The sequence below is a fragment of the Pseudomonas sp. GD04058 genome, from assembly GCF_029836855.1.
GTDB classification, from domain to species: domain Bacteria; phylum Pseudomonadota; class Gammaproteobacteria; order Pseudomonadales; family Pseudomonadaceae; genus Aquipseudomonas; species Aquipseudomonas bharatica.
Map to the genome: position 1 here is coordinate 234,527 of NZ_JAOECN010000001.1, position 18,668 is coordinate 253,194.

Consider the following 18,668-nt stretch of genomic DNA (forward strand, 5'->3'; position numbering starts at 1 on the left):
CTTCCCCGCCTGTCCAGCTTGTTGAGGTAACTGCATGTCATCGGTCATTTCCACCGACGTCCTGATCGTCGGCGCGGGGGTTGCGGGTCTTTGGCTCAACGCCCGGCTGCGGCGCCTGGGCTACTCGACGGTGCTGGTGGAGCGCGCCAGCGTCGGTGGCGGGCAGACCCTCAAGTCCCAGGGCATCATCCATGGCGGCGCCAAGTACGCCTTGCATGGCGCCCTGACCGGCGCTTCGGAAGCCATCGCCGACATGCCGCGGCGCTGGCGCGAGGCGTTGGCCGGCAATGGCGAGCTGGACCTGTCCGGTGTGCGCCTGCTGTCGGACGCCCATTACCTGTGGTCCCCCGGCACCCTGGCCGGCAACCTCACCAGCTTCTTCGCCAGCAAGGCGGTACGTGGCCGGGTCGACCAGGTCAAGGGCGACCAGTTGCCGCCAGCCCTGCAGGATCGCGGCTTCAAGGGCAAGGTCTATCGCCTGGCGGAACTGGTGGTGGACGTGCCTAGCCTGCTGCAGCGCCTGGCGGAACTGGCCGGCGACAGCCTGCTCGCCGGCGAGCACATCGAGCCCCTGCGCGAAGGCAACGAACTGATCGGCCTGCGTGTCGATGAGCGGGAAATCCGCGCCAGGCGCATCGTCCTCAGTGCCGGCGCCGGCACTGCCGAACTGCTCGCCGACCTCGGTCTGAGCCAGCCGGCGATGCAGCGCAGGCCGCTGCATATGGTGATCGCCAAGGGCCCGAGCCTTAAGCCGCTGTACGCCCACTGCCTGGGCGGTGGCCCCAAGCCGCGCATTACCGTGACCACCCACCCGGCAGCCGACGGCCAGTGGGTCTGGTACCTCGGCGGCGACCTCGCCGAAGCCGATGGCGTGGCCCGCGAGCCGGAGGCGCAGATCGCCGCGGCAAGGAAGGAAGTCGCCAGCCTGCTGCCGTGGGTCGACATGAGCCAGGTCCGCTGGGCCACCCTGCGGGTCGATCGTGCCGAGCCGGCGCAATCCGGCCTGGTCCGTCCGGATAACGCCTTCCTCGCCGACCAGCACAATCTGCTGGTCGGCTGGCCGACCAAGCTGGCCCTCGCCCCGGATTTCGCCGACCGCGTGTTGCACGCCCTCGACCGCGACGGCATCAAGCCCGGCGGCTTCCCCGCCCTGCCCGACCTGCCCAGGCCACCCCTGGCCCAACCTGAATGGGATCGCCTGCTGCCATGACCCTGCCCACCCTGCATGACCTGCATCGCCCGCTGGGCAGTACCGGCCTTTCGGTTTCACCGCTGGGCCTGGGCACCGTCAAGCTGGGTCGCGACCAAGGGGTCAAGTACCCCAACGGTTTCACCATCCCCGACGATGAAAGCGCCCGCCTGCTGCTCGCCCAGGCCCGCGACCTGGGCATCAACCTGATCGACACGGCGCCTGCCTACGGTCGCAGTGAAGAGCGTCTCGGCCCCCTGCTGCGTGGCCAGCGCGATCAATGGGTGATCGTCAGCAAGGTGGGTGAAGAGTTCGAGGACGGCCAGTCCCGCTTCGATTTCAGCGCGGACCACACCCGCCGCTCCATCGAGCGCAGCCTGAAACGCCTTGAAACAGACTCCATCGACCTGGTCCTGGTCCACTCCAACGGCGACGACCTGCGCATCCTCGAACAGGAGGAGGTCTACCAGACCCTTGCCCTGCTCAAGCAGGAAGGCAAGATCCGCGGCTTCGGCTTTTCCGGAAAAACCGTGGAAGGCGGGCTGAAAGCCCTGGAACAGGGCGATTGCGCGATGGTCACCTACAATCTCAACGAACAGGCCGAGCGCCCGGTGCTCGACTATGCCGCGGCCCATGGCAAGGCGATCCTGGTGAAGAAGGCCCTGGCCAGCGGGCATGTCTGCCTGAGTCCGGGAGTCGATCCGGTGCGTGCCAGCTTCGAACTGCTGTTTGCCCACCCAGGCGTCGGCAGTGCTATTGTCGGAACCATCAATCCCGTGCACCTGGCCCACAACGTGGCGACCGTCGCCCAGGTGCTGCGCCAGCACTGAGCCGCCGCCGCGGCCGACCCCAACGCAAGAAGGAGCCGACATGCCGCGAACGTTGATCCGCAAGAACCCGAGCAACTTCAAGACCCTGCCGCTGCACGTCGAAGCCGGCGCGGACGGGCTGAGCTACCAGAGCATCGGCCGGCCGCTCAACTTTGCCCAGACCCTGCAACGACGCAAGGCGATCCAGTTGCCGGATCACGAACGCTTCGCCGTCGAACTGGCCAACCTCGGCGTCTCGGTACGCCTGACCCTGTGCTGGCAGCACCGCGACTACTGGGTGCTGGTGCGCCAGCGCCGGCAGGACCGCGGCGATGTGGTGCTCAAGCTGATCTCGGGCTATGTCCCGGCGCAGGAGCTCAACCTGCCGCTGCATACCGCCGTCCAGGAAGTTGCCGAGGAATGCCTGCTGGAAACCCCGGAAGGCTGGCTCGGCGGACGCTTCAACGACACCTGGCTGCCGGCGCCCTACGCCGCCGCCCTGCATTATCGCGAGGCACTGTCGTTCAACCTCTCCCCGCACACCGGCGCGGCGCGGCCGGTACGCTGCGGTAGCCAGCAACTGATCGAACGGCCGCGGGCCTACGTGCATCTGCCGACGGCATCGCTGCAACTGATCTACGACCTGCGCCTGCAGGTGCCGAAGGAGGCCAAGTCGCTGAGCCTGTTCCATGTCGACGAGCGCCTGGAGGGTGACCAGCTTGTCGCCCGCCTGGATCGCGCGCGCCCCGACCTGTACCTGATGCCGCTGGAAGACGGCAAACCATTGCCCGAGTTGTACACCCTGAAAAAGGACAGGCTGGTACCGGCCAGCACCCGCGGTCTTTACCTGGCCGAAAGTTTTGCCCAGCAGGAAGGCTGGGTGGTGAAGGACGAGCGGATTCGCTGGAAGGACTGGCTGCGCCAGCAAGGGCTGGCGCCGAACAGGCCCAGCGGCTTGCAGCGGATTACCGGAAAGGCGAAGGCGTTGTTGCAGATGGCGCGGGGCGGGTTGAGCAAATAGACGACACAGCTCCCACAGGGTCCGCGTAAACCAGAAGGGCCTGCAATGCAGGCCCTTCTTCATTTCAGTTCTTGCGGATCTTCTCGACGATCGCAGTGGTCGAGCTGTTTTCCACCAGGCCCAGCACCTTCACCGTGCCGCCGTAGGCCTTGACGATATCCGCGCCGACCACCTGGTCGATGCCATAGTCACCACCCTTGACCAGCACGTCCGGCTTGACCTGGCTCAGCAGGTTCTCCGGCGTGCCTTCGGCAAAGCTGATCACCCAGTCGACCGCACCCAGCCCCGCCAGCACCGCCATGCGCCGATCGACGCTGTTGATCGGACGCCCCGGCCCTTTCAGCCGGCTCACCGACGCATCGTCGTTGACCGCGACGATCAATCGGTCACCCTGGGCCCGCGCCTGCTCCAGGTAGGTCACGTGACCGGCATGGAGAATGTCGAAGCAGCCATTGGTGAAGACGATCTTCTCGTTGTGCGCGCGGGCATCGTCGATGGCCAGCAGCAATTGCTCCAGGCCCAGCACGCCGCGCTCGGAGCCTTCCTCGCGCTGGATCGCCCGACGCAGTTCCGGCGCGCTGATCGCCGCGGTACCCAGCTTGCCGACCACGATGCCGGCAGCCAGGTTGGCCAGGCCCACGGCATTGGGCAGGTCTTCGCCTGCGGCGATCGCCGCGGCCAGGGTGGAGATCACCGTGTCGCCGGCACCGGTGACATCGAAGACTTCACGGGCCCGGGCCGGCAGGTGCAGAGCCGGATGATCCGGACGCAGCAAGGTCATGCCGTGTTCGCCGCGGGTAACCAGCAAGGCCCCCAGTTCCAGCTCGCGCATCAGTTCGCCACCCTTGGCCACCAGCTCGGCCTCGTCGGCACAGCGACCGACGATGGTTTCGAATTCGCTGAGATTCGGGGTGATCAGGCTGGCGCCACGGTAGATGGAGAAGTCCTTGCCCTTGGGGTCGGCCAGTACCGGGATGCCGCGCTCGCGGGCCGCCTGGATCAGGCTCTGGTGGTTCCTCAGTGCGCCCTTGCCGTAGTCGGACAGCACCAGCACCCTGACCCCTTCCAGCAAGGCCTCGACCTCCGAGCCCAGGGACAGCGGGTCGGTGGCGAAGGGTTCTTCGAAATCGATACGCAGCAGTTGCTGGTGCCGGCTCATGACCCGCAGCTTGACGATGGTCGGTTGGTGGGCGATGCGCTGGAACACCGAACGCACGCCAGCCGCCTGCAGGCTGTTGGCCAGGCTGTCGGCCGCCTCGTCCTGGCCGGTGACGCCAACCAGTGCGGCAGGTGCGCCCAGTGCCGCGATGTTCAAGGCGACGTTGGCCGCGCCGCCGGGACGATCCTCGATCTGCTCGACCTTGACCACCGGCACCGGCGCTTCAGGCGAGATCCTCGAAGTACCGCCATGCCAGTAGCGGTCGAGCATGACATCGCCGACCACCAGAACCGGGGCTTGATCGAAACGCGGCATGGACAACTTCATGGATAACCCATCAGACAGAATGAACAGGGGCGGGATATTAGCACAGGGTTGGCGACAGCTCGCCTGTGCCCGCTAGCAGGCGCCCCGTTAACGCCAAGGCGCCGGGCCTGGATGGCCCGGCGCACTTGTTTCAGGTGATGTCGACCTTGCCCGGCTCGTCGAGGCCCATGGCGTGCAGGCGGGCATAGTAGCCGTTGGCAGCGAGCAGTTGCTCATGGGTACCGCGCTCGACGATCCGGCCCTGGTCCATGACCAGGATCAGGTCGGCCTTCTCGATGGTCGACAGCCGGTGGGCGATGACCAGGGTGGTACGCCCTTCCATGACATGGTCCAGCGCCGCCTGGATATGCCGCTCGGATTCGGTATCCAGGGCCGAGGTCGCCTCGTCGAGGATTAGCAGCGGCGCGTTCTTCAGCAACGCCCGGGCGATCGCCAGGCGCTGGCGCTGGCCACCGGACAGCAGCACGCCGTTCTCGCCGACCTGGGTATCGAAGCCCTGCGGCAACTGATCGACGAAGTCCTTGGCATAGGCCGCAGCTGCCGCCGCCTCGACATCGGCGCGCGGTGCACCGGCCAGGTCACCGTAGGCGATGTTGTTGGCCACGGTGTCGCTGAACAGGGTCACGTGCTGGGTCACTTGGGCGATGTGCCGGCGCAGGTTGAGCAGACGGTAGTCCTCGACCTCGATGCCGTCGAGCAGGATCTCGCCATGGCTGTGGTGGTAGAAGCGCGGGATCAGGCTGGCCAGGGTCGACTTGCCGCTGCCCGAGCGACCGACCAGGGCGATCATCTGGCCCGGCTCGGCCGAGAAGCTGATGTCGTCCAGCACCAGGCGATCGGTGCCGGGGTAGGTGAAGCTGAGGTTGCGCACGTCGAGACGACCGCTGACGCTCTCGCGCTCGACGGTGCCCTTGTCCAGTTCCGGCTCGACATCCAACTGCTCGAAGATGCTTTCCGCGCCGGCGACGCCCTTCTGGATGGTCGAGCTGACTTCCGACAACTGCCGAATGGGCTTGGGCAGCAGGCCGGCCAGGGTGATGTAGGCGACCATGTCACCGGCCGAGGCGTCACCGCGCAGGTACAGCACCAGGAACATGAGGATGGCCATGGCGGTATAGATCACCAGTTGCAGCAATGGCGTGTAGATCGCACCGGTGCGGGTCATGCGCAGTTGCTTGTCGGTATTGCTCTGGCTGGCGTCGAGGAAACGCTTCTGCTCGTAGACCTCGCCACCGAAGCTGCGCACCACGCGATAACCCTGGATGGTTTCCGAGGCCACATGGGTGACATCGCCCATCGCGACCTGAATCTTCTTGCTCTGCTTGCGGAATTTCTTGCTGGCCCGGCTGACCATGAAGGCGATCAGCGGCAGGATGGCGATCATCACCAGGGTCAGCCGCCAGTTCATCAGCAGCAGCGAGCCGAACAGGAAGATCACGGTCATGCCTTCGCGGATCACCACCTTGATCGCATCGGTGGCAGCACCGGTGACCATGGTCACGTTGAAGGTGATGCGCGAGATCAAGTGTCCGGAGTTGTGCTTGTCGAAGTACCGATTGGGCAGGGTCAGCAGGTTGTTGAACAACTGGACGCGCAGGTCATGCACCAGACCCAGGGAAACCTTGGCCAGGAAATAGTTGCCAAGGTAGGAGCCAAGGCCCTGCCAGGCCGCGATCAGGATGATCAGCAGCGGCACCGCCTGCAGCAATTGCAGGTCGCGCAGGTAGGGAACACTGGGGAAGAGCACGGCTTCGGGGTTGGACAGGCCATCGACGAAGTACTTGAGGATGTAGCCCAGCATCGGTTGGGTCGAGGCAAAGATCAGGAAGCCGACGATGCTCAGCAGGAACAGCCCGATATAGGGCCGGACGTAGCCAAGCAGGCGAAAGTAGATCTTTATGCTCGAGGGGCTGGCGGAGCCACTGGAATCGGTCATATCACGGAGGGAAGTGGAAATTGGGAGGCCGACTTTAACACAGCTTCATGACTGGGTAATTCGGGGCCTGCAGGCCAATCGCTATGTTTCGCAGCGCTCTGGCCATGGCTGGGTTAAGATTGCGTCCTTTCTCACTACGACAACCCGCCCAACGTATGTACCCAAGCATCCAGAACAGCGCCAATCGTGTTTTTGACGCCATAACCCTGTGGCTATTGCCGGTCGGTTATTTCCTTTTGCTGAGTGCGTTGTTCTTCCTGCCGGATCGCAGCCTCCACCACAAGCTCTACTACGCCCTGTTCAGCATCCCGACGCTGGTCGCCCTGTGCCTGCGGCCGGCCATCCTGAAGGAACTGATGCGCGAGCCGATCGTGCAGCTCTTTACCCTGTTCGTCCTGTTCGCCCTGCTGAGCATCCTGTGGAGCGCCTCCGACTCGGGCACCAGCGGGCTCATCAAGCGCCCGCTGCATATCTTCATGCTGTTTGCCGGCACCTGCCTGCTGGTACAGCATCGCCCCGAGATGGTCAAGCCGATCTTCTTCGGCGCAGCATTGCTGGCAGTGGCCGGCTCGCTCGACGATATCCATGCCTTTGCCCTGACCTATACCCAAGGTGAACGCCTGGTAGGCTCCGGTGCCATGGATAACCCGCTACTCAGCTCCCATCTGTTCGGGTTCTTCTGCACCTTCTGGCTCTGGGCCGCGCTCTACGGCAAGACCCTGCGCACCCTCGGCCTGTGCCTGGTCGGCCTGGTGATCATGTTCACCGCCGTTTTGGCGACCGGCTCCAGAACCCCGCTGGTCGCGCTGGCCATGGTGGTGGCCTGGATGACCCTGCTGCGCGCAGGGTGGCGCTCGCTCCTGCTGCTGCTGGTCATCCCGGTGGTCGGTATCATCCTGCTCATCGTCGCGCCGGAGATGATCACCGGACGCGGTGATTCGTACCGTTTCGAAATCTGGCGCTACACCCTCGACCAGATCCTCCGGCATCCATGGATCGGCAGTGGTTACGACGCCCCGCTGAGCATCGACCTCGGGATCGGCTACGTACTGAGCGAACCGCACAACTTCGCCCTTGGCGTCCTGTACAACCTGGGCATCATAGGCTTCCTGCCATGGGCCGGCATGATCGTCGTCGGCCTGTACAGCGGCTGGCGCAATCGCGGCCAGCAACTTTTCGTCCTGGCCTCGACACTCCTTGTCTTCGGTATCGGTGCAGGCCTGACCGAGGGCGGTGGCATCATGTCCCGGCCCAAGGAGCACTGGTTCCTGCTGTGGATCCCGCTCGCACTGATCGCTGCCCTTAGCATCGCCCAGCGCGCCGGGCGCCTGCCGCGGGTGGAAATGCGCAGGCTGTCGCGCAAGGACAACGAGCGCTTGCTCGGCGGGGCGACCATCATCGAAGAGGATGGCCTGGGTCCGAAGGTACTGCGCCTGCAGGACGGAAGTTTCCTCAAGCTGTTCCGCCGCCGACGCTGGTTCACTTCGGGCGGCCTGAATCCATACTCGCAACGTTTCGTCAGCAACAGCCAGCGCCTTGGCGCGCTGGGTTTCGTCACACCCCGGCCCCTGGATCTGCATATCACCGCGGACGGCAGCCAAGGGGTGCGCTACCAGCCTCTGCCGGGCCATACCGTGCGCCAGGCGTTCGACAGCGCAAGCTCGGCAGATGAACGCAAGCGCCTGGGCTATCGTCTAGGGCAGTTTGTCGCGCAACTGCACGGGCAAGGGGTGTATTTCCGCTCTCTGCACCTGGGCAATGTGCTGTTGCTGGACGACGATCGCTTTGGCCTGATCGACCTGGCCGACATGCGCATCCTGCCTTCGCCGCTGTCTCACGAACTGCGCCAGCGCAACCTGCGTCACATGCAGCGCTACCCCGAGGACCGGGCGTGGTTGTTCGAGGAGAATGTCGAAGCCCTCCTTGAAGGCTATGCCGAAGGCGCGTCCAGCCGCGACGTACATCTGATTCGAAAACAACTTCATCTAACAGATCAGTAAGCACCTCCTTAATGATGGCTACTCCCCTCCTACTGTCGATTGCCGTATACCTCCTGGCCTTGGGAAGCGCGGCGCTCTTGCTCAAAATCCCGGCGATAGCCGACAACCTGGGGCAACTGGAGGGGCGTGCAACGACCATCGACGGCCTGCGTGGCTATCTGGCTCTGGGCGTATTCATCCACCACGCCGCCATCGCCTGGCATTTCCACCAGAGCGGCCAGATCGGCATGCCCCCGGAGCGTTTATTCGCCCAGATCGGCCAGGTGGGGGTTGCCCTGTTCTTCATGATCACCGGATTCCTGTTCTGGGACCGGCTGATCAAGCAGAAGCGCCAACATGACTGGGGCGTCTTCGCGATCTCGCGGATTTTCCGTCTCTATCCGCTCTATCTGCCACTGCTCGCAGCGCTTCTCGCTACCGTTTTCTACCTCAGCGACTGGAACCTGCGAGAAAGCCCGGCCCAACTGCTCAAGCATGTGTCGCTATGGCTCATCTTCGATAGACCGGACCTCAACCTGGTCCAAGGCACCGGAAACCTGATCTCCAACGTCACCTGGACCCTGAGCTACGAGGTGTATTTCTATCTGGCCCTGCCTCTGCTCGGCATGGTCTTCCTGTACCGCGGCTCGCTTCTGAAAACCGTCGCCTGCCTGGTCGGCCTGTACCTGTTGGCGCAGGTCGTGGGCTGGGAACATTCGCTGAAGAAGAAATACCTGCTGAGCTTCGCCGGCGGTATCGCGGCGGCCTACTGGGTGCGCAGCCCGGCCCTGATGGCCTGGGGCCGCAGCCGGCTGGCGGCGATCATCGCAGTGGTGCTGCTGATAGTGGTGCTGACCCTGCTGCGCAAAACCTTCGCGGTGTTCCCGCTGCTGTTGCTGAGCGTGGTGTTCTTCGTGGTCGTTTCCGGCAACGACCTGTTCGGCGCACTGCGTCTGCCCAGCGCACGCTGGCTCGGTGAAGTCAGCTACAGCACCTACCTGCTGCACGGGTTCCTGCTGTGGTGGCTGGCTTACCACTACTATCCGCAGATGGGCTTTGCCATGGACGAGCCATTGCCGTTCATCGCCCTGATCGCCCTGTGCACGCCTTTGCTGGTAGTGGTGAGCAGCGCGACTTTCCTGCTCTTCGAAAAGCCGGGTATCGCCAAGGGCAAGGCCCTGGCCGCCAGGCTCAGGCGCAAACGGGAGGCACTGCAGGCCAATCCCGTCGAAAAGGCCTGAGCCGGATCAACGCTGGCGCGCGTATTCGAGGAAGGCCTGGATGTCATCGCTGCAAAGCTTGTCCAGGACTTGGCGAATCTCCGCCTCGGGCCAATCCCACCAGGCGGCCTGTAGCAGCTCGGCACGAACTTCCGGCGCAAAGCGCCAGTTGATCACCCTGGCCGGATTCCCACCGACGATCGCATAGGGCGGCACGTCGCGGGTGACCAAGGCCCCGGCGGCCACGATGGCACCATGGCCGACCGTTACACCCGAAAGGATGCTGCTGTTGGAACACAGCCAGACATCGTTGCCGATCACCACATCGCCGCGGGTGCCGTTGTAATCCTTGATATGCGCCGCTTCATCGAACATCGCCGGGAAGGGATAGGTCGTCACCCAGTCGGCCCGGTGATGCCCGCCCAGGAAAATCTCCACGCCCTCGGCAATCGAGCAGTAGGCGCCGATCCTGAGCGTCGAGCCCTCCTGCCAGTCATGCACCTCGGGCAGCCCGTAGCTGCCGATACCGAACTCGTACTGCGGGTAACGCGCCTTGAAACGCGCCCGGCCGCGCTCGCTGCGGGGCAGCTTGCGGATCTCGCGCTTGGCGCGCTTTTCCAGAAACCGTGCGATCCAGCCCATCGACGGTCAGCTCCGTTCCAGTGGTGAAAAGAACAAGCGCCCCAGGCCACGCCAGGTCTTGCGGGTAAATGCCCGCAGCGGAATCTGCGCCAACAGCTCGCGGGCCAGCTTGCGATCACGGTTCGCCACTTTGAGGAACATCGAGTTCAAGGCCTTGAACTTGACCTCCTCGTAGGCCGGATGATCGCTGAAATGCGCATAGATGCGCAGGATGCTCTCGATCATGAAGCGGTGATTCTTGTACGAGTTGGTCGCGTGCTTGCGGTACTGCGCCATGACCACGGGCAGGCCGTCGATGACATAGCCGGCATGGGTGATCTTCAGCTCGATATAGAGGTCTTCGAGGCGAATGCTCGGGTCGAAGCCACCGACCTTTTCCAGCGCCTCGCGGCGGAACAGCAAGGTGGGTGCCGGCGGGTAAGGTTTGCGCTCAAGGAACATGTCCTCGAAATCGGAGCGCCTGAACGGGGTATCACGGCGCTGGCGCTTCTCGGGAAAGAGGTCGCCATTGGAGTCGATCAGCTCGATATTGCCTGCACAAATACCCACTTCAGGCTTGTCGACCATATGCGCGACCTGGATGGCGATGCGGTCCGGCATCATGATGTCGTCTGAACCGAAGGTGGCGATCAGCTCACCATGGGAACGTGCGATACCGTCGTTCAGCGTACGGGTCAGCCCCTGGTTCTTCTGGACCTTGAAATCGAAACCATGCACGGCCTGCAGGCGCTGGATGCGCTCGACGCTGTCGTCGGTGGAACCATCGTCGATCACCAGCAGCTCGATGTGCGGGTAGGTCTGGTCGAGCACGCTCTGGATGCTCTTTTCAATGTACGGTCCGTGGTTGTACGAAGCGATGATCACGCTTACCAGGGGTTGCTTGTCGGTCATGCCGGTTCCTTGTTCGCCTGGGCCAGGCCGGACTCGATCAGGTCCAGGTACTGCTGGCGGAAGACATTGATGTCATGGTTGCCCTGCAGGTACTGGTAGGTCTGCTCGCCCTTGGCGCGCAGGGCCTGCTCGTCCAGGGCCAGGTAGCTGTCCAGCGCTGCGGTCAGTTGCGCTACGTTGCCCGGCTCCACGGCCAGCCCGCCGGCACCCTGGATCAGCGGCAGCATCGCCGGCACGCTGGAGGCGATCACCGGCAGCCGTCCGCTCATGCCTTCGAGCAGGGCCAGGCCCAGGCCTTCGGCCATCGACGGCATGGCCCAGATATCGAAGGCGCGTACATATTGCAGGGCGTTTTCCTTGAAACCCAGCAGGTGGGCGCGGCCACCCAGACCCAGTTGCTCGATCTCTGCCTGAAGGTTCTGCTGTTCACGGCCAGCGCCGATGATCGCCAGTTGCGCCTCTGGATACTTGTCCTTGAGGGCCGCGAACGCCTTGAGCAGGTGGGTGTGCCCCTTGACCCGCACCAGGCGGCCCAGCGCGCCGACCAGCCGCGCATCCGCCGACAGCCCCAGCAGCTCGCGGGCTTTCTCGCGGGAATGCTGCAGCGCTTCGGCCTGGGGGATATCGATGGCGTTGGTGATGGCGTGGGTGTTCCGCTCGGTAAAGCCGCACTTGCAATCGACCAGGTACTGCTTCACCGCAGGCGACACCCCGACGAACTGCCAGTGACGGTCCACCAGGCGCTGGGTCTGGCGACGCCGGTAGAAACGGTCGTATTCGCCGAAGCCATGGGAAATGCCGATGCACAGCGGGATCTTCAGCCAGCGGTTGAGCTGCAGCATCATGTTGACCGGCTTGAAGCGGTTACAGATCACCACGTCGAAGCCTTCCTTGCGGCAAAAGCGATAGAGCTTCCACAAGGCAAGCAAGCGCATGCCCTTGAGGGCCTTGTCGCTGAAGTCGAAATACACCGAATGATCGGAACGGCTCACCGGCTCGCCCGGACCCGGCTTGCCCTTGAGGAAAGCCATGGTGGTTTCGAAGCGCTCGGGCGGCAGCGCCTTGACGATCTGCTCGGCGAGATCGGCAAAATCATGACGTTTGATGTTGTAGTCAGGCTGCAATTGCAGAACCTTGAAACGTCGTGTCATAGGGCTTCCTGATGATCCTGTGTGGTGCCGGGACGTTTCACGACCCAGAGGAGCTCGTGACGCCGCACCGCCTTGCGGAAAAATTCGTTCTCGCCGAACGGCGACGCCTTGCGTCCCGCCAGTACCCGCTGAATCAGCCGGCGCACGCGGCGCTTGAAAGGCGGGCGTGGTTGCAGGTCGTGCATCATACCGAGCGCCATGGCCTTGTCGCACTGACGCCCGGCATCCAGGCCCAGGCTGCAGGGCAGCCACTGCTCGTCGCCTTCGGTGACCGGTGGCAGGGCTACGCCAGTCCCGGTGTCTCCCATGGGCCAACGGTCGTTGTCGTGCAGGTGATTGGCGTAGCCAAGCAGGGTCCCGGGTTGCCAGTCGAGACCTTGCAAAGCCTGTACCAGTGCCTGATGGGCGCACAGATGGTCGGGATGCGGGTCGAGCACCGGGTGCGGCAGTACGATCACTTCCGGGCGGGCGGTCTCGATCAGTGCGCGCAGGTCGGCGAGCAGGTTGTTCCAGCTTGGTACTCCGTCGTCCCCGGGCAAGGCCAGGCTGTTGAGCCGACGGAACGGCCGAGTATCAGTGGTATCGGCTTCACGGGAGCCAAGGGGCTCGCCAGGCGAAGCCTGCATCGCCGGCAATTGCAGGCAGAAGTAGCCCAACTGCACACAGTGCGCCTCGGGAACACCCGCCCAGCGCGGTACCGCGATACTGTCCCAGGCCCGCAGCCGCCCCTTGAGCCGGGCCGCCTCGACAGGGTTCAGCCCCATGCGCTGATAATGATCGGCCTCGATTTCACCGGCCGTCAGGGTGACGATCCACGCCTCCTCGGCCTGGCTGTACAGGCCGTAGGCAGCCAGTTCGGCATCGTCGGCATGTGGCGCGATGACCATGACGCGCTGCCGGCGGTAGTCCGGATGGCGGATAACCCACAGCTTCGGTTGCCCGAGCAGCCGGCAGAACTGCCCGCGCAAGGCCAGCCGGCCTTGTGCAAGTGCGCTGCCCATCCCGCCAAGATTGACGTAGCGCAGCCCCTTGGCACCCCGCTCGAAACCCTGCACGTCCTGTTCCCCGTCGCCAGCGATGATCACGCCGGGATCGAGGAAACGGCCCAGCCAGCCGCTTTTCAGTTGCACCTGGAGAATCAGGGTTTCATGACCATCGAGGGCCAAGGGCTGCTCGGGTTGCAGGCGGCCGTCACGCAGTTGCACCGGGTGTTCGCACTCATCCGGGAAGCGATAGCGATAATCCTGCGCCGGCGAATAGAACAGGTGATCGGCGAACCACGCCTCATGGGCCACCCAGCCAAGCACTGCCAGCAACAGCGGCAGCCACCAAGCCACAAGCACGCCGACAACCACCAGCAACAGCAGGCCAAGGAGCAGCGCCATGCGCTTGTTACGGCGATGGCGCTTGAGCAATTGCTGCTTGCGGTTCAAACCTGGAATACCGGCACGGGGTTGCACCATCGGTCCTTGTACTCGCGATCGGAACGCCCGAAGGAGAAGCGCAGCGCCTTGTTGCGGGCGCGGGCATCTTCCCAGGCGCTCTGGGTGTTGAGGAAGCTGAGCACACTGCCGGGGCTGAATTCGCGGGTCTGCGGGTCGACGCCACCGTTGACGTACTCGACACTGATCCACTCCGGCGCCTCGACCCGGTACACCAACTGGATGGCAATGGCAGCGTCATTGAGGAACACCACCGAGCCGATCAGCAGCGAACGCAGGCGCTCGACGGCCTCGGCCATGCGCTCGGCGCCGGTGGCGGGAAAATCCCAGCGACGCTGAAACAGATCGCAGTACATCGCCGCGATCTCTGCACTGTCGAAGTCCTGAATCGGCTTCACCACCCCGCCCGCCTCTTCCAGCAGGCGCAGTTCGCGACGCTGGTTGTAGCGGAACTTCTTCGATAGATCTTCCGGCTCGCGGGCCATTGCCAGCGACTCGGCCTGCGGCTTGAGCAGGCTGAAACGGCCCTGGTTCAGTGCGGACAGGTAACGCGCAGCATGACGCAGCGGGGCCTGCGCCCCGGCGGCAGCGGGCAGGATGATTTCGGCATTGCCCAGGTCGAACAGGCCTTTTTTGCCCTGGCGCTTGAGCACGTCCTTGGACAGGGCCAGGTAACGCCCCCAGGTGGGGATCGCCGCCTGGATTTCACCTGCCTGCTCCCAGCCCAGGTAGCGCACCGGGATGTCGGCCATTTCGGCAAGCTGCGCGACCACCAACGGATGGGTGGCGACGCTACCGCCGAAGCGGTTCCAGGCCTGTGCATACGTCTCGGCGTCAACGAGGCGCCAGCCGCGCTCGCGCCAGCCTTGCAGTCGATTGAGCATCAGGCCTCCGCAGTCAGGGCGACGACAGTCGGAAGCTGCCAGAACACCTGGCGTACCGCCTCGTCGGAGAAGCGCGCACGCAAGCGTTCCAGCATGCGCTGGCGGCATTCCTCGAGCTGCGCCTCGTCCATTGCGGCCAGTACCTGCAGGGACCTGGCCAGCGCGGCGGCGTCGCCCAGCGGGAACAGCACGCCAACCCCTTCCACCACTTCGGTGGCACCGCCACAAGCACTGGCCGCTACCGGCACCCCGGCGACCATGGCTTCCAGCAGGACCATGCCGAATGGTTCATGGTCGGAACTGAGGGCGAAGGCGTCGAACGCCGTGAAATAGCGCCTGGCATCAGCAACCTGCCCCACGAAATCAACTTGGGCGGTAATACCCAGTTCGGCGGCAAGCGCCTTGAGCGATGCCTCCAACCGGCCCTTGCCGAGGATCGCCAAGCGCGCACCGGCTGGCAGCGTCGGCAAGGCCTGGGCGAAACCGCGCAGCAGGGTGGCCTGGTCCTTGTCAGGGTGCAGGCGGCCGACGTTGCCGACGATCCAGGCCCCGGCGTCCAGCTTAAGCGCGGCACGGGCTTCGCCAGCCGGCACCAGGCGTGCTTGCAACGCCTCGATATCGACCCGGTTGTACAGGGTCTGGATACGCTCGGCAGGCCAGGCCTTCAGGCTCCGGCGCATATCGTCGCGTACCGCATCGGACACCCCGAGCAGGCTCAGGCGCTTGCTGAAGAAATTGGCGAAGAACTGGCGACTGCCGCGCTTGTAGTCGCCGAAGGCGTGATGCACGCCAATTACCGGCAGACGCGTAGCCAGCAAGGTGATGTAGATGGGCTTGAAGCGATGGGCGATGCAGAAGCTGAAATCCCGCGCTGCGGCAATCTTGCGCAGCGCCCGGATAGCCCCCAGCTTCAGGCCACGAATGGCGCTGGAGCTGAATTCGAGGAACAGCACCTCGTCGCTGGCGCAACCTTCGGCCACACGAGGATCGGCCTTGCCGGTGAGGAATACCGTGGTGACCTTGTAGCCGCTGCCGACGAACAGGCTGGCGTACTGACGGGCACAATCGAGGAAAGGCCCGTCATAGCCATGGCAGAACTGCAGGACGCGCTTGTCAGTCGAGCGAGTCATAGGCTTTCGCGCCGTCCTTCACTACCAGGATGTCTTCCATGATCAGGTATTGAAGATCGGAGCCGAAGAACATGTTCAGCGCGTCGGTCGGCGAGCAGATCATCGGCTCGCCACGGCGGTTGAGCGAGGTGTTCAGCGACACGCCGTTGCCGGTCAGGTTTTCCAGGGCCTTCATCATGTCGTAGTAGCGCGGGTTGTACTCGCGCTTGAGCACCTGGGCGCGGGAAGTCCCGTCCTCATGGACCACTTCCGGCACGCGGGTCTTCCATTCCTCGGCGACTTCGAAGGTGAAGGTCATGAACGGCGCCGGGTGATCGACCTTGATCATCTGCGGGCCGACGGTGTCCAGCATGGACGGGCAGAATGGCCTCCAGCGCTCGCGGAACTTGATCTGCTCGTTGATCCGGTTGGCCACGCCCGGCACGCTCGGGCAGCCGATGATCGAGCGACCGCCAAGGGCACGCGGGCCGAACTCCATGCGGCCCTGGAACCAGGCCACCGGGTTGCCGTCGACCATGATCTGCGCGATGCGCTCGGGCATGTCGTCGATCTTGCGCCACTTCGGCGCGCTCGGGTGACGGGCGCAGGCGGCGATCACGTCCTCGTTGGAGTACGCGGGGCCGAGGTAGACATGTTCCATCTTCTCGACCGGCACGCCGCGGGCATGGGAAACATAAGCCGCGGCGCCGACTGCGGTACCGGCGTCGCCGGAGGCGGGCTGCACGAACAGTTCGGTCACGTCCGGACGGGCGATGATCTTCTGGTTCAGCTTGACGTTCAGCGCGCAGCCGCCGGCGAAGGCCAGCTTGCCGGTTTCCTTGAGGATGTCGCCCAGGTAGTGGTCGATCATCTGCAGGGCCAGTTTCTCGAACAGCGCCTGCATGCTGGCGGCGTAGTGGATGTACGGCTCGTCGGCGATGTCGCCTTCGCGCTTCGGACCCAGCCACTCGATCAGCTTCGGCGAGAAGTAGAAGCCCTTGCCCTTCTCTTTATAGCGGCGCAGGCCGATGACGTTGGCGTACTCGGTGTTGATCACCAGTTCGCCGTTTTCGAAGCTGGCCAGGCGCGAGAAGTCGTACTTGCTGGCGTCGCCGTAGGGCGCCATCCCCATGACCTTGAACTCGCCATCGAGCATCTCGAAGCCGAGGAACTCGGTGATCGCGCCGTACAGGCCGCCCAGGGAGTCCGGATCGAAGAACTCCTTGATCTTGTGGATCTTGCCGTTCTCGCCATAGCCGAAGAAGGTCGTGGCGTATTCGCCCTTGCCGTCGATGCCGAGGATCGCGGTCTTTTCCTTGAAACCGGAGCAGTGATAGGCGCTGGATGCGTGGGCCAGGTGGTGCTCGACCGGTTCGATCTTGATTTTCTTCGGATCGAAGCCCAGTTGCTCCAGACACCAGACGATCTTCTTGCGGTAGCGCTTGTAGCGGCGGTTGCCCATCAGGATCGCGTCAAGGGCGCGGTCCGGGGCGTACCAGTAGCGCTTGGCATAGTGCCAGCGAGCCTCGCCGAACAGGCTGATCGGGGCGAACGGAATCGCCACCACATCGACGTCGGACGGCTTGATGCCGGCCTGTTCCAGGCAGAACTTCGCCGACTCGTAGGGCATGCGGTTCTTTGCATGTTTATCGCGCACGAAGCGCTCTTCTTCGGCGGCGGCGATCAGCTTGCCGTCGATGTACAGGGCCGCGGAAGGATCATGGCTAAGGGCGCCGGACAGGCCAAGAATCGTCAATGCCAAGGGTCTAGCCTCTTCATTCGGTAAAAATGCGCCCCGGCCTCGTGGGCGGGCGGCGGCGAAAGGGCGGGATTATAACGCAAAGCGGGTGGGCAGTAGGAGGTGCTGACCTCAAGGGCCTCATCGCTGGCAAGCCAGCTCCCACAGGGACCGCATGCACCGCGAACCCTGTGGGAGCTGGCTTGCCAGCGATGGCGCCCTCAAGATCAACACAAGAACCAGGATTACTCGGCGATCAACCAATCCATCCGCCAGTTCCCGCCCGTCTGCCCCAGGCATTCAGCCAGCCAAGGCAGGAACTCGCGCAGTTCTTCCTCCAGCCCCCACGGCGGGTTGGCAATCGCCAGGCCGGAGCCATTCAGGTTCTGCGGCGTGTCCTGTGGGTGCACATACAGCTCCACCCGCAACAGCTTCGGCGCGCCGGTACTGGTCAGGTCCTGGTAGAAGCGCACCAGCTGTTTCTGCTCCTTGATCGGATACCAGATCGCCGCGACGGTCTGGCGCATGCGACCGATCGCCTCCTTCATCGCGGTAGAGCAGCGCTTGAGCTCGTCCGGCTGCTCGAACGGCGGGTCGATCAGCATCACTGCGCGCTTTTCCTGCACCGGCAGCAGCGCCCGCGGCACATGCCAGCCCTCGCCGAGGTGCACGGCGACCCGCGGGTCCTTTTTCATGTTGTCCTTGAGCAGGCGCCCGTCCTCCGGGTGCTTCTCGTTGAGCAGCACGCGGTCCTGCTGGCGCGCCATGCGCCGTGCCAGTTCCGGCGAACCGGGGTAGTAGCGCAGCTCGCCATCGGCATTCAGGCGCTTGACGATGCGCAGGTAGTCCGCCGTGATCGCCGGCAGGTCTTCACGCTCCCAGAGCCGGCCGATGCCCTCGATCCACTCGCCGGTACGGGTCGCCTGGTCGCCCTGCAGGTCATACAGACCGAGGCCCGCATGGGTATCGATATAGGCGAACGGCTGCTCCTTGCGCGACATCAAGGCGATGAGGCGGGTGAGCACGATGTGCTTGAAGACGTCGGCGTGGTTGCCGGCGTGGAAGGCGTGACGATAGTTCATGGCGACTCCTGAGGGACCGGGAAGTTTACCCTGTCACGCCGCAGTCGTCAGGTTGCACCCGCTGAAACGACGGCGGCCCGCCTCTCTCG

At 64.1% G+C, this 18,668-nt stretch carries 15 protein-coding genes; 5 read left to right on the forward strand and 10 right to left on the reverse strand.

Features of this window, described 5'->3' with window-relative positions; genetic code table 11:
• Positions 1 to 34: 34 nt before the first annotated feature.
• Genes N7650_RS01005 through N7650_RS01015 form a run of 3 tightly spaced genes read left to right on the forward strand, consistent with a single transcriptional unit; the run spans position 35 to position 3,019 of the window.
• Entirely contained in the window at positions 35 to 1,210 is a 1,176-nt protein-coding gene (locus N7650_RS01005; RefSeq protein WP_279896605.1) for an FAD-dependent oxidoreductase, read from the forward strand.
• The gene (locus N7650_RS01010; protein WP_009399403.1) at positions 1,207 to 2,019 is read left to right on the forward strand and encodes an aldo/keto reductase; all 813 of its coding nucleotides are present in this window, start codon (positions 1,207 to 1,209) and stop codon (positions 2,017 to 2,019) included. Before N7650_RS01005 ends, N7650_RS01010 begins: the two co-directional genes overlap by 4 nt.
• 40 nt (positions 2,020 to 2,059) lie before the next feature.
• The gene (locus N7650_RS01015) at positions 2,060 to 3,019 is read left to right on the forward strand and encodes a hypothetical protein (RefSeq protein ID WP_009399401.1); all 960 of its coding nucleotides are present in this window, start codon (positions 2,060 to 2,062) and stop codon (positions 3,017 to 3,019) included.
• 64 nt (positions 3,020 to 3,083) lie between these two features.
• On the opposite strand, the gene hldE is transcribed toward N7650_RS01015, so the two are convergent.
• A complete protein-coding gene (gene hldE / locus N7650_RS01020) occupies positions 3,084 to 4,505 on the reverse strand; it encodes a bifunctional D-glycero-beta-D-manno-heptose-7-phosphate kinase/D-glycero-beta-D-manno-heptose 1-phosphate adenylyltransferase HldE (RefSeq protein ID WP_009399399.1) in 1,422 nt (473 codons plus the stop codon).
• Positions 4,506 to 4,635: 130 nt separating this feature from the next.
• Positions 4,636 to 6,441, reverse strand: coding sequence for a lipid A export permease/ATP-binding protein MsbA (gene msbA, locus N7650_RS01025; protein WP_009399397.1), 1,806 nt, complete (start codon positions 6,439 to 6,441; stop codon positions 4,636 to 4,638).
• 155 nt (positions 6,442 to 6,596) lie between these two features.
• Here msbA and N7650_RS01030 point away from each other — a divergent pair, with 155 nt between their 5' ends.
• Positions 6,597 to 8,441 (forward strand): bifunctional O-antigen ligase/aminoglycoside phosphotransferase family protein, encoded by a 1,845-nt coding sequence (locus N7650_RS01030; protein WP_279896610.1) that lies wholly within the window; start codon positions 6,597 to 6,599, stop codon positions 8,439 to 8,441.
• 77 nt (positions 8,442 to 8,518) lie between these two features.
• Positions 8,519 to 9,661: an acyltransferase gene (locus tag N7650_RS01035; protein ID WP_347815648.1), complete on the forward strand. Its 1,143-nt coding sequence runs from the start codon at positions 8,519 to 8,521 to the stop codon at positions 9,659 to 9,661.
• 6 nt (positions 9,662 to 9,667) lie between these two features.
• Here N7650_RS01035 and N7650_RS01040 read toward each other — a convergent pair whose 3' ends face one another.
• The 8 genes from N7650_RS01040 to rlmJ form a co-directional block, all read right to left on the reverse strand.
• The gene (locus tag N7650_RS01040; RefSeq protein ID WP_009399393.1) at positions 9,668 to 10,282 is read right to left on the reverse strand and encodes a CatB-related O-acetyltransferase; all 615 of its coding nucleotides are present in this window, start codon (positions 10,280 to 10,282) and stop codon (positions 9,668 to 9,670) included.
• Positions 10,283 to 10,288: 6 nt separating this feature from the next.
• The gene (locus N7650_RS01045; RefSeq protein ID WP_009399392.1) at positions 10,289 to 11,173 is read right to left on the reverse strand and encodes a glycosyltransferase; all 885 of its coding nucleotides are present in this window, start codon (positions 11,171 to 11,173) and stop codon (positions 10,289 to 10,291) included.
• Positions 11,170 to 12,324: a glycosyltransferase gene (locus N7650_RS01050; RefSeq protein ID WP_279896614.1), complete on the reverse strand. Its 1,155-nt coding sequence runs from the start codon at positions 12,322 to 12,324 to the stop codon at positions 11,170 to 11,172. Before N7650_RS01050 ends, N7650_RS01045 begins: the two co-directional genes overlap by 4 nt.
• Positions 12,321 to 13,757 (reverse strand): PIG-L family deacetylase, encoded by a 1,437-nt coding sequence (locus N7650_RS01055; protein WP_037060253.1) that lies wholly within the window; start codon positions 13,755 to 13,757, stop codon positions 12,321 to 12,323. The genes N7650_RS01050 and N7650_RS01055 overlap by 4 nt, the downstream gene beginning before the upstream one ends.
• The gene (locus N7650_RS01060; protein ID WP_279896616.1) at positions 13,754 to 14,650 is read right to left on the reverse strand and encodes an antimicrobial resistance protein Mig-14; all 897 of its coding nucleotides are present in this window, start codon (positions 14,648 to 14,650) and stop codon (positions 13,754 to 13,756) included. The genes N7650_RS01055 and N7650_RS01060 overlap by 4 nt, the downstream gene beginning before the upstream one ends.
• Positions 14,650 to 15,780, reverse strand: coding sequence for a glycosyltransferase (locus N7650_RS01065; RefSeq protein ID WP_009399383.1), 1,131 nt, complete (start codon positions 15,778 to 15,780; stop codon positions 14,650 to 14,652). The genes N7650_RS01060 and N7650_RS01065 overlap by 1 nt, the downstream gene beginning before the upstream one ends.
• A complete protein-coding gene (locus tag N7650_RS01070) occupies positions 15,764 to 17,521 on the reverse strand; it encodes a carbamoyltransferase (RefSeq protein ID WP_009399381.1) in 1,758 nt (585 codons plus the stop codon). The genes N7650_RS01065 and N7650_RS01070 overlap by 17 nt, the downstream gene beginning before the upstream one ends.
• Before the next feature lie 221 nt (positions 17,522 to 17,742).
• Positions 17,743 to 18,579 carry a 23S rRNA (adenine(2030)-N(6))-methyltransferase RlmJ gene (gene rlmJ / locus N7650_RS01075; RefSeq protein ID WP_279896620.1) on the reverse strand — a complete coding sequence of 279 codons (837 nt, stop codon included), beginning with the start codon at positions 18,577 to 18,579 and terminating at the stop codon, positions 17,743 to 17,745.
• Positions 18,580 to 18,668: the final 89 nt, after the last annotated feature.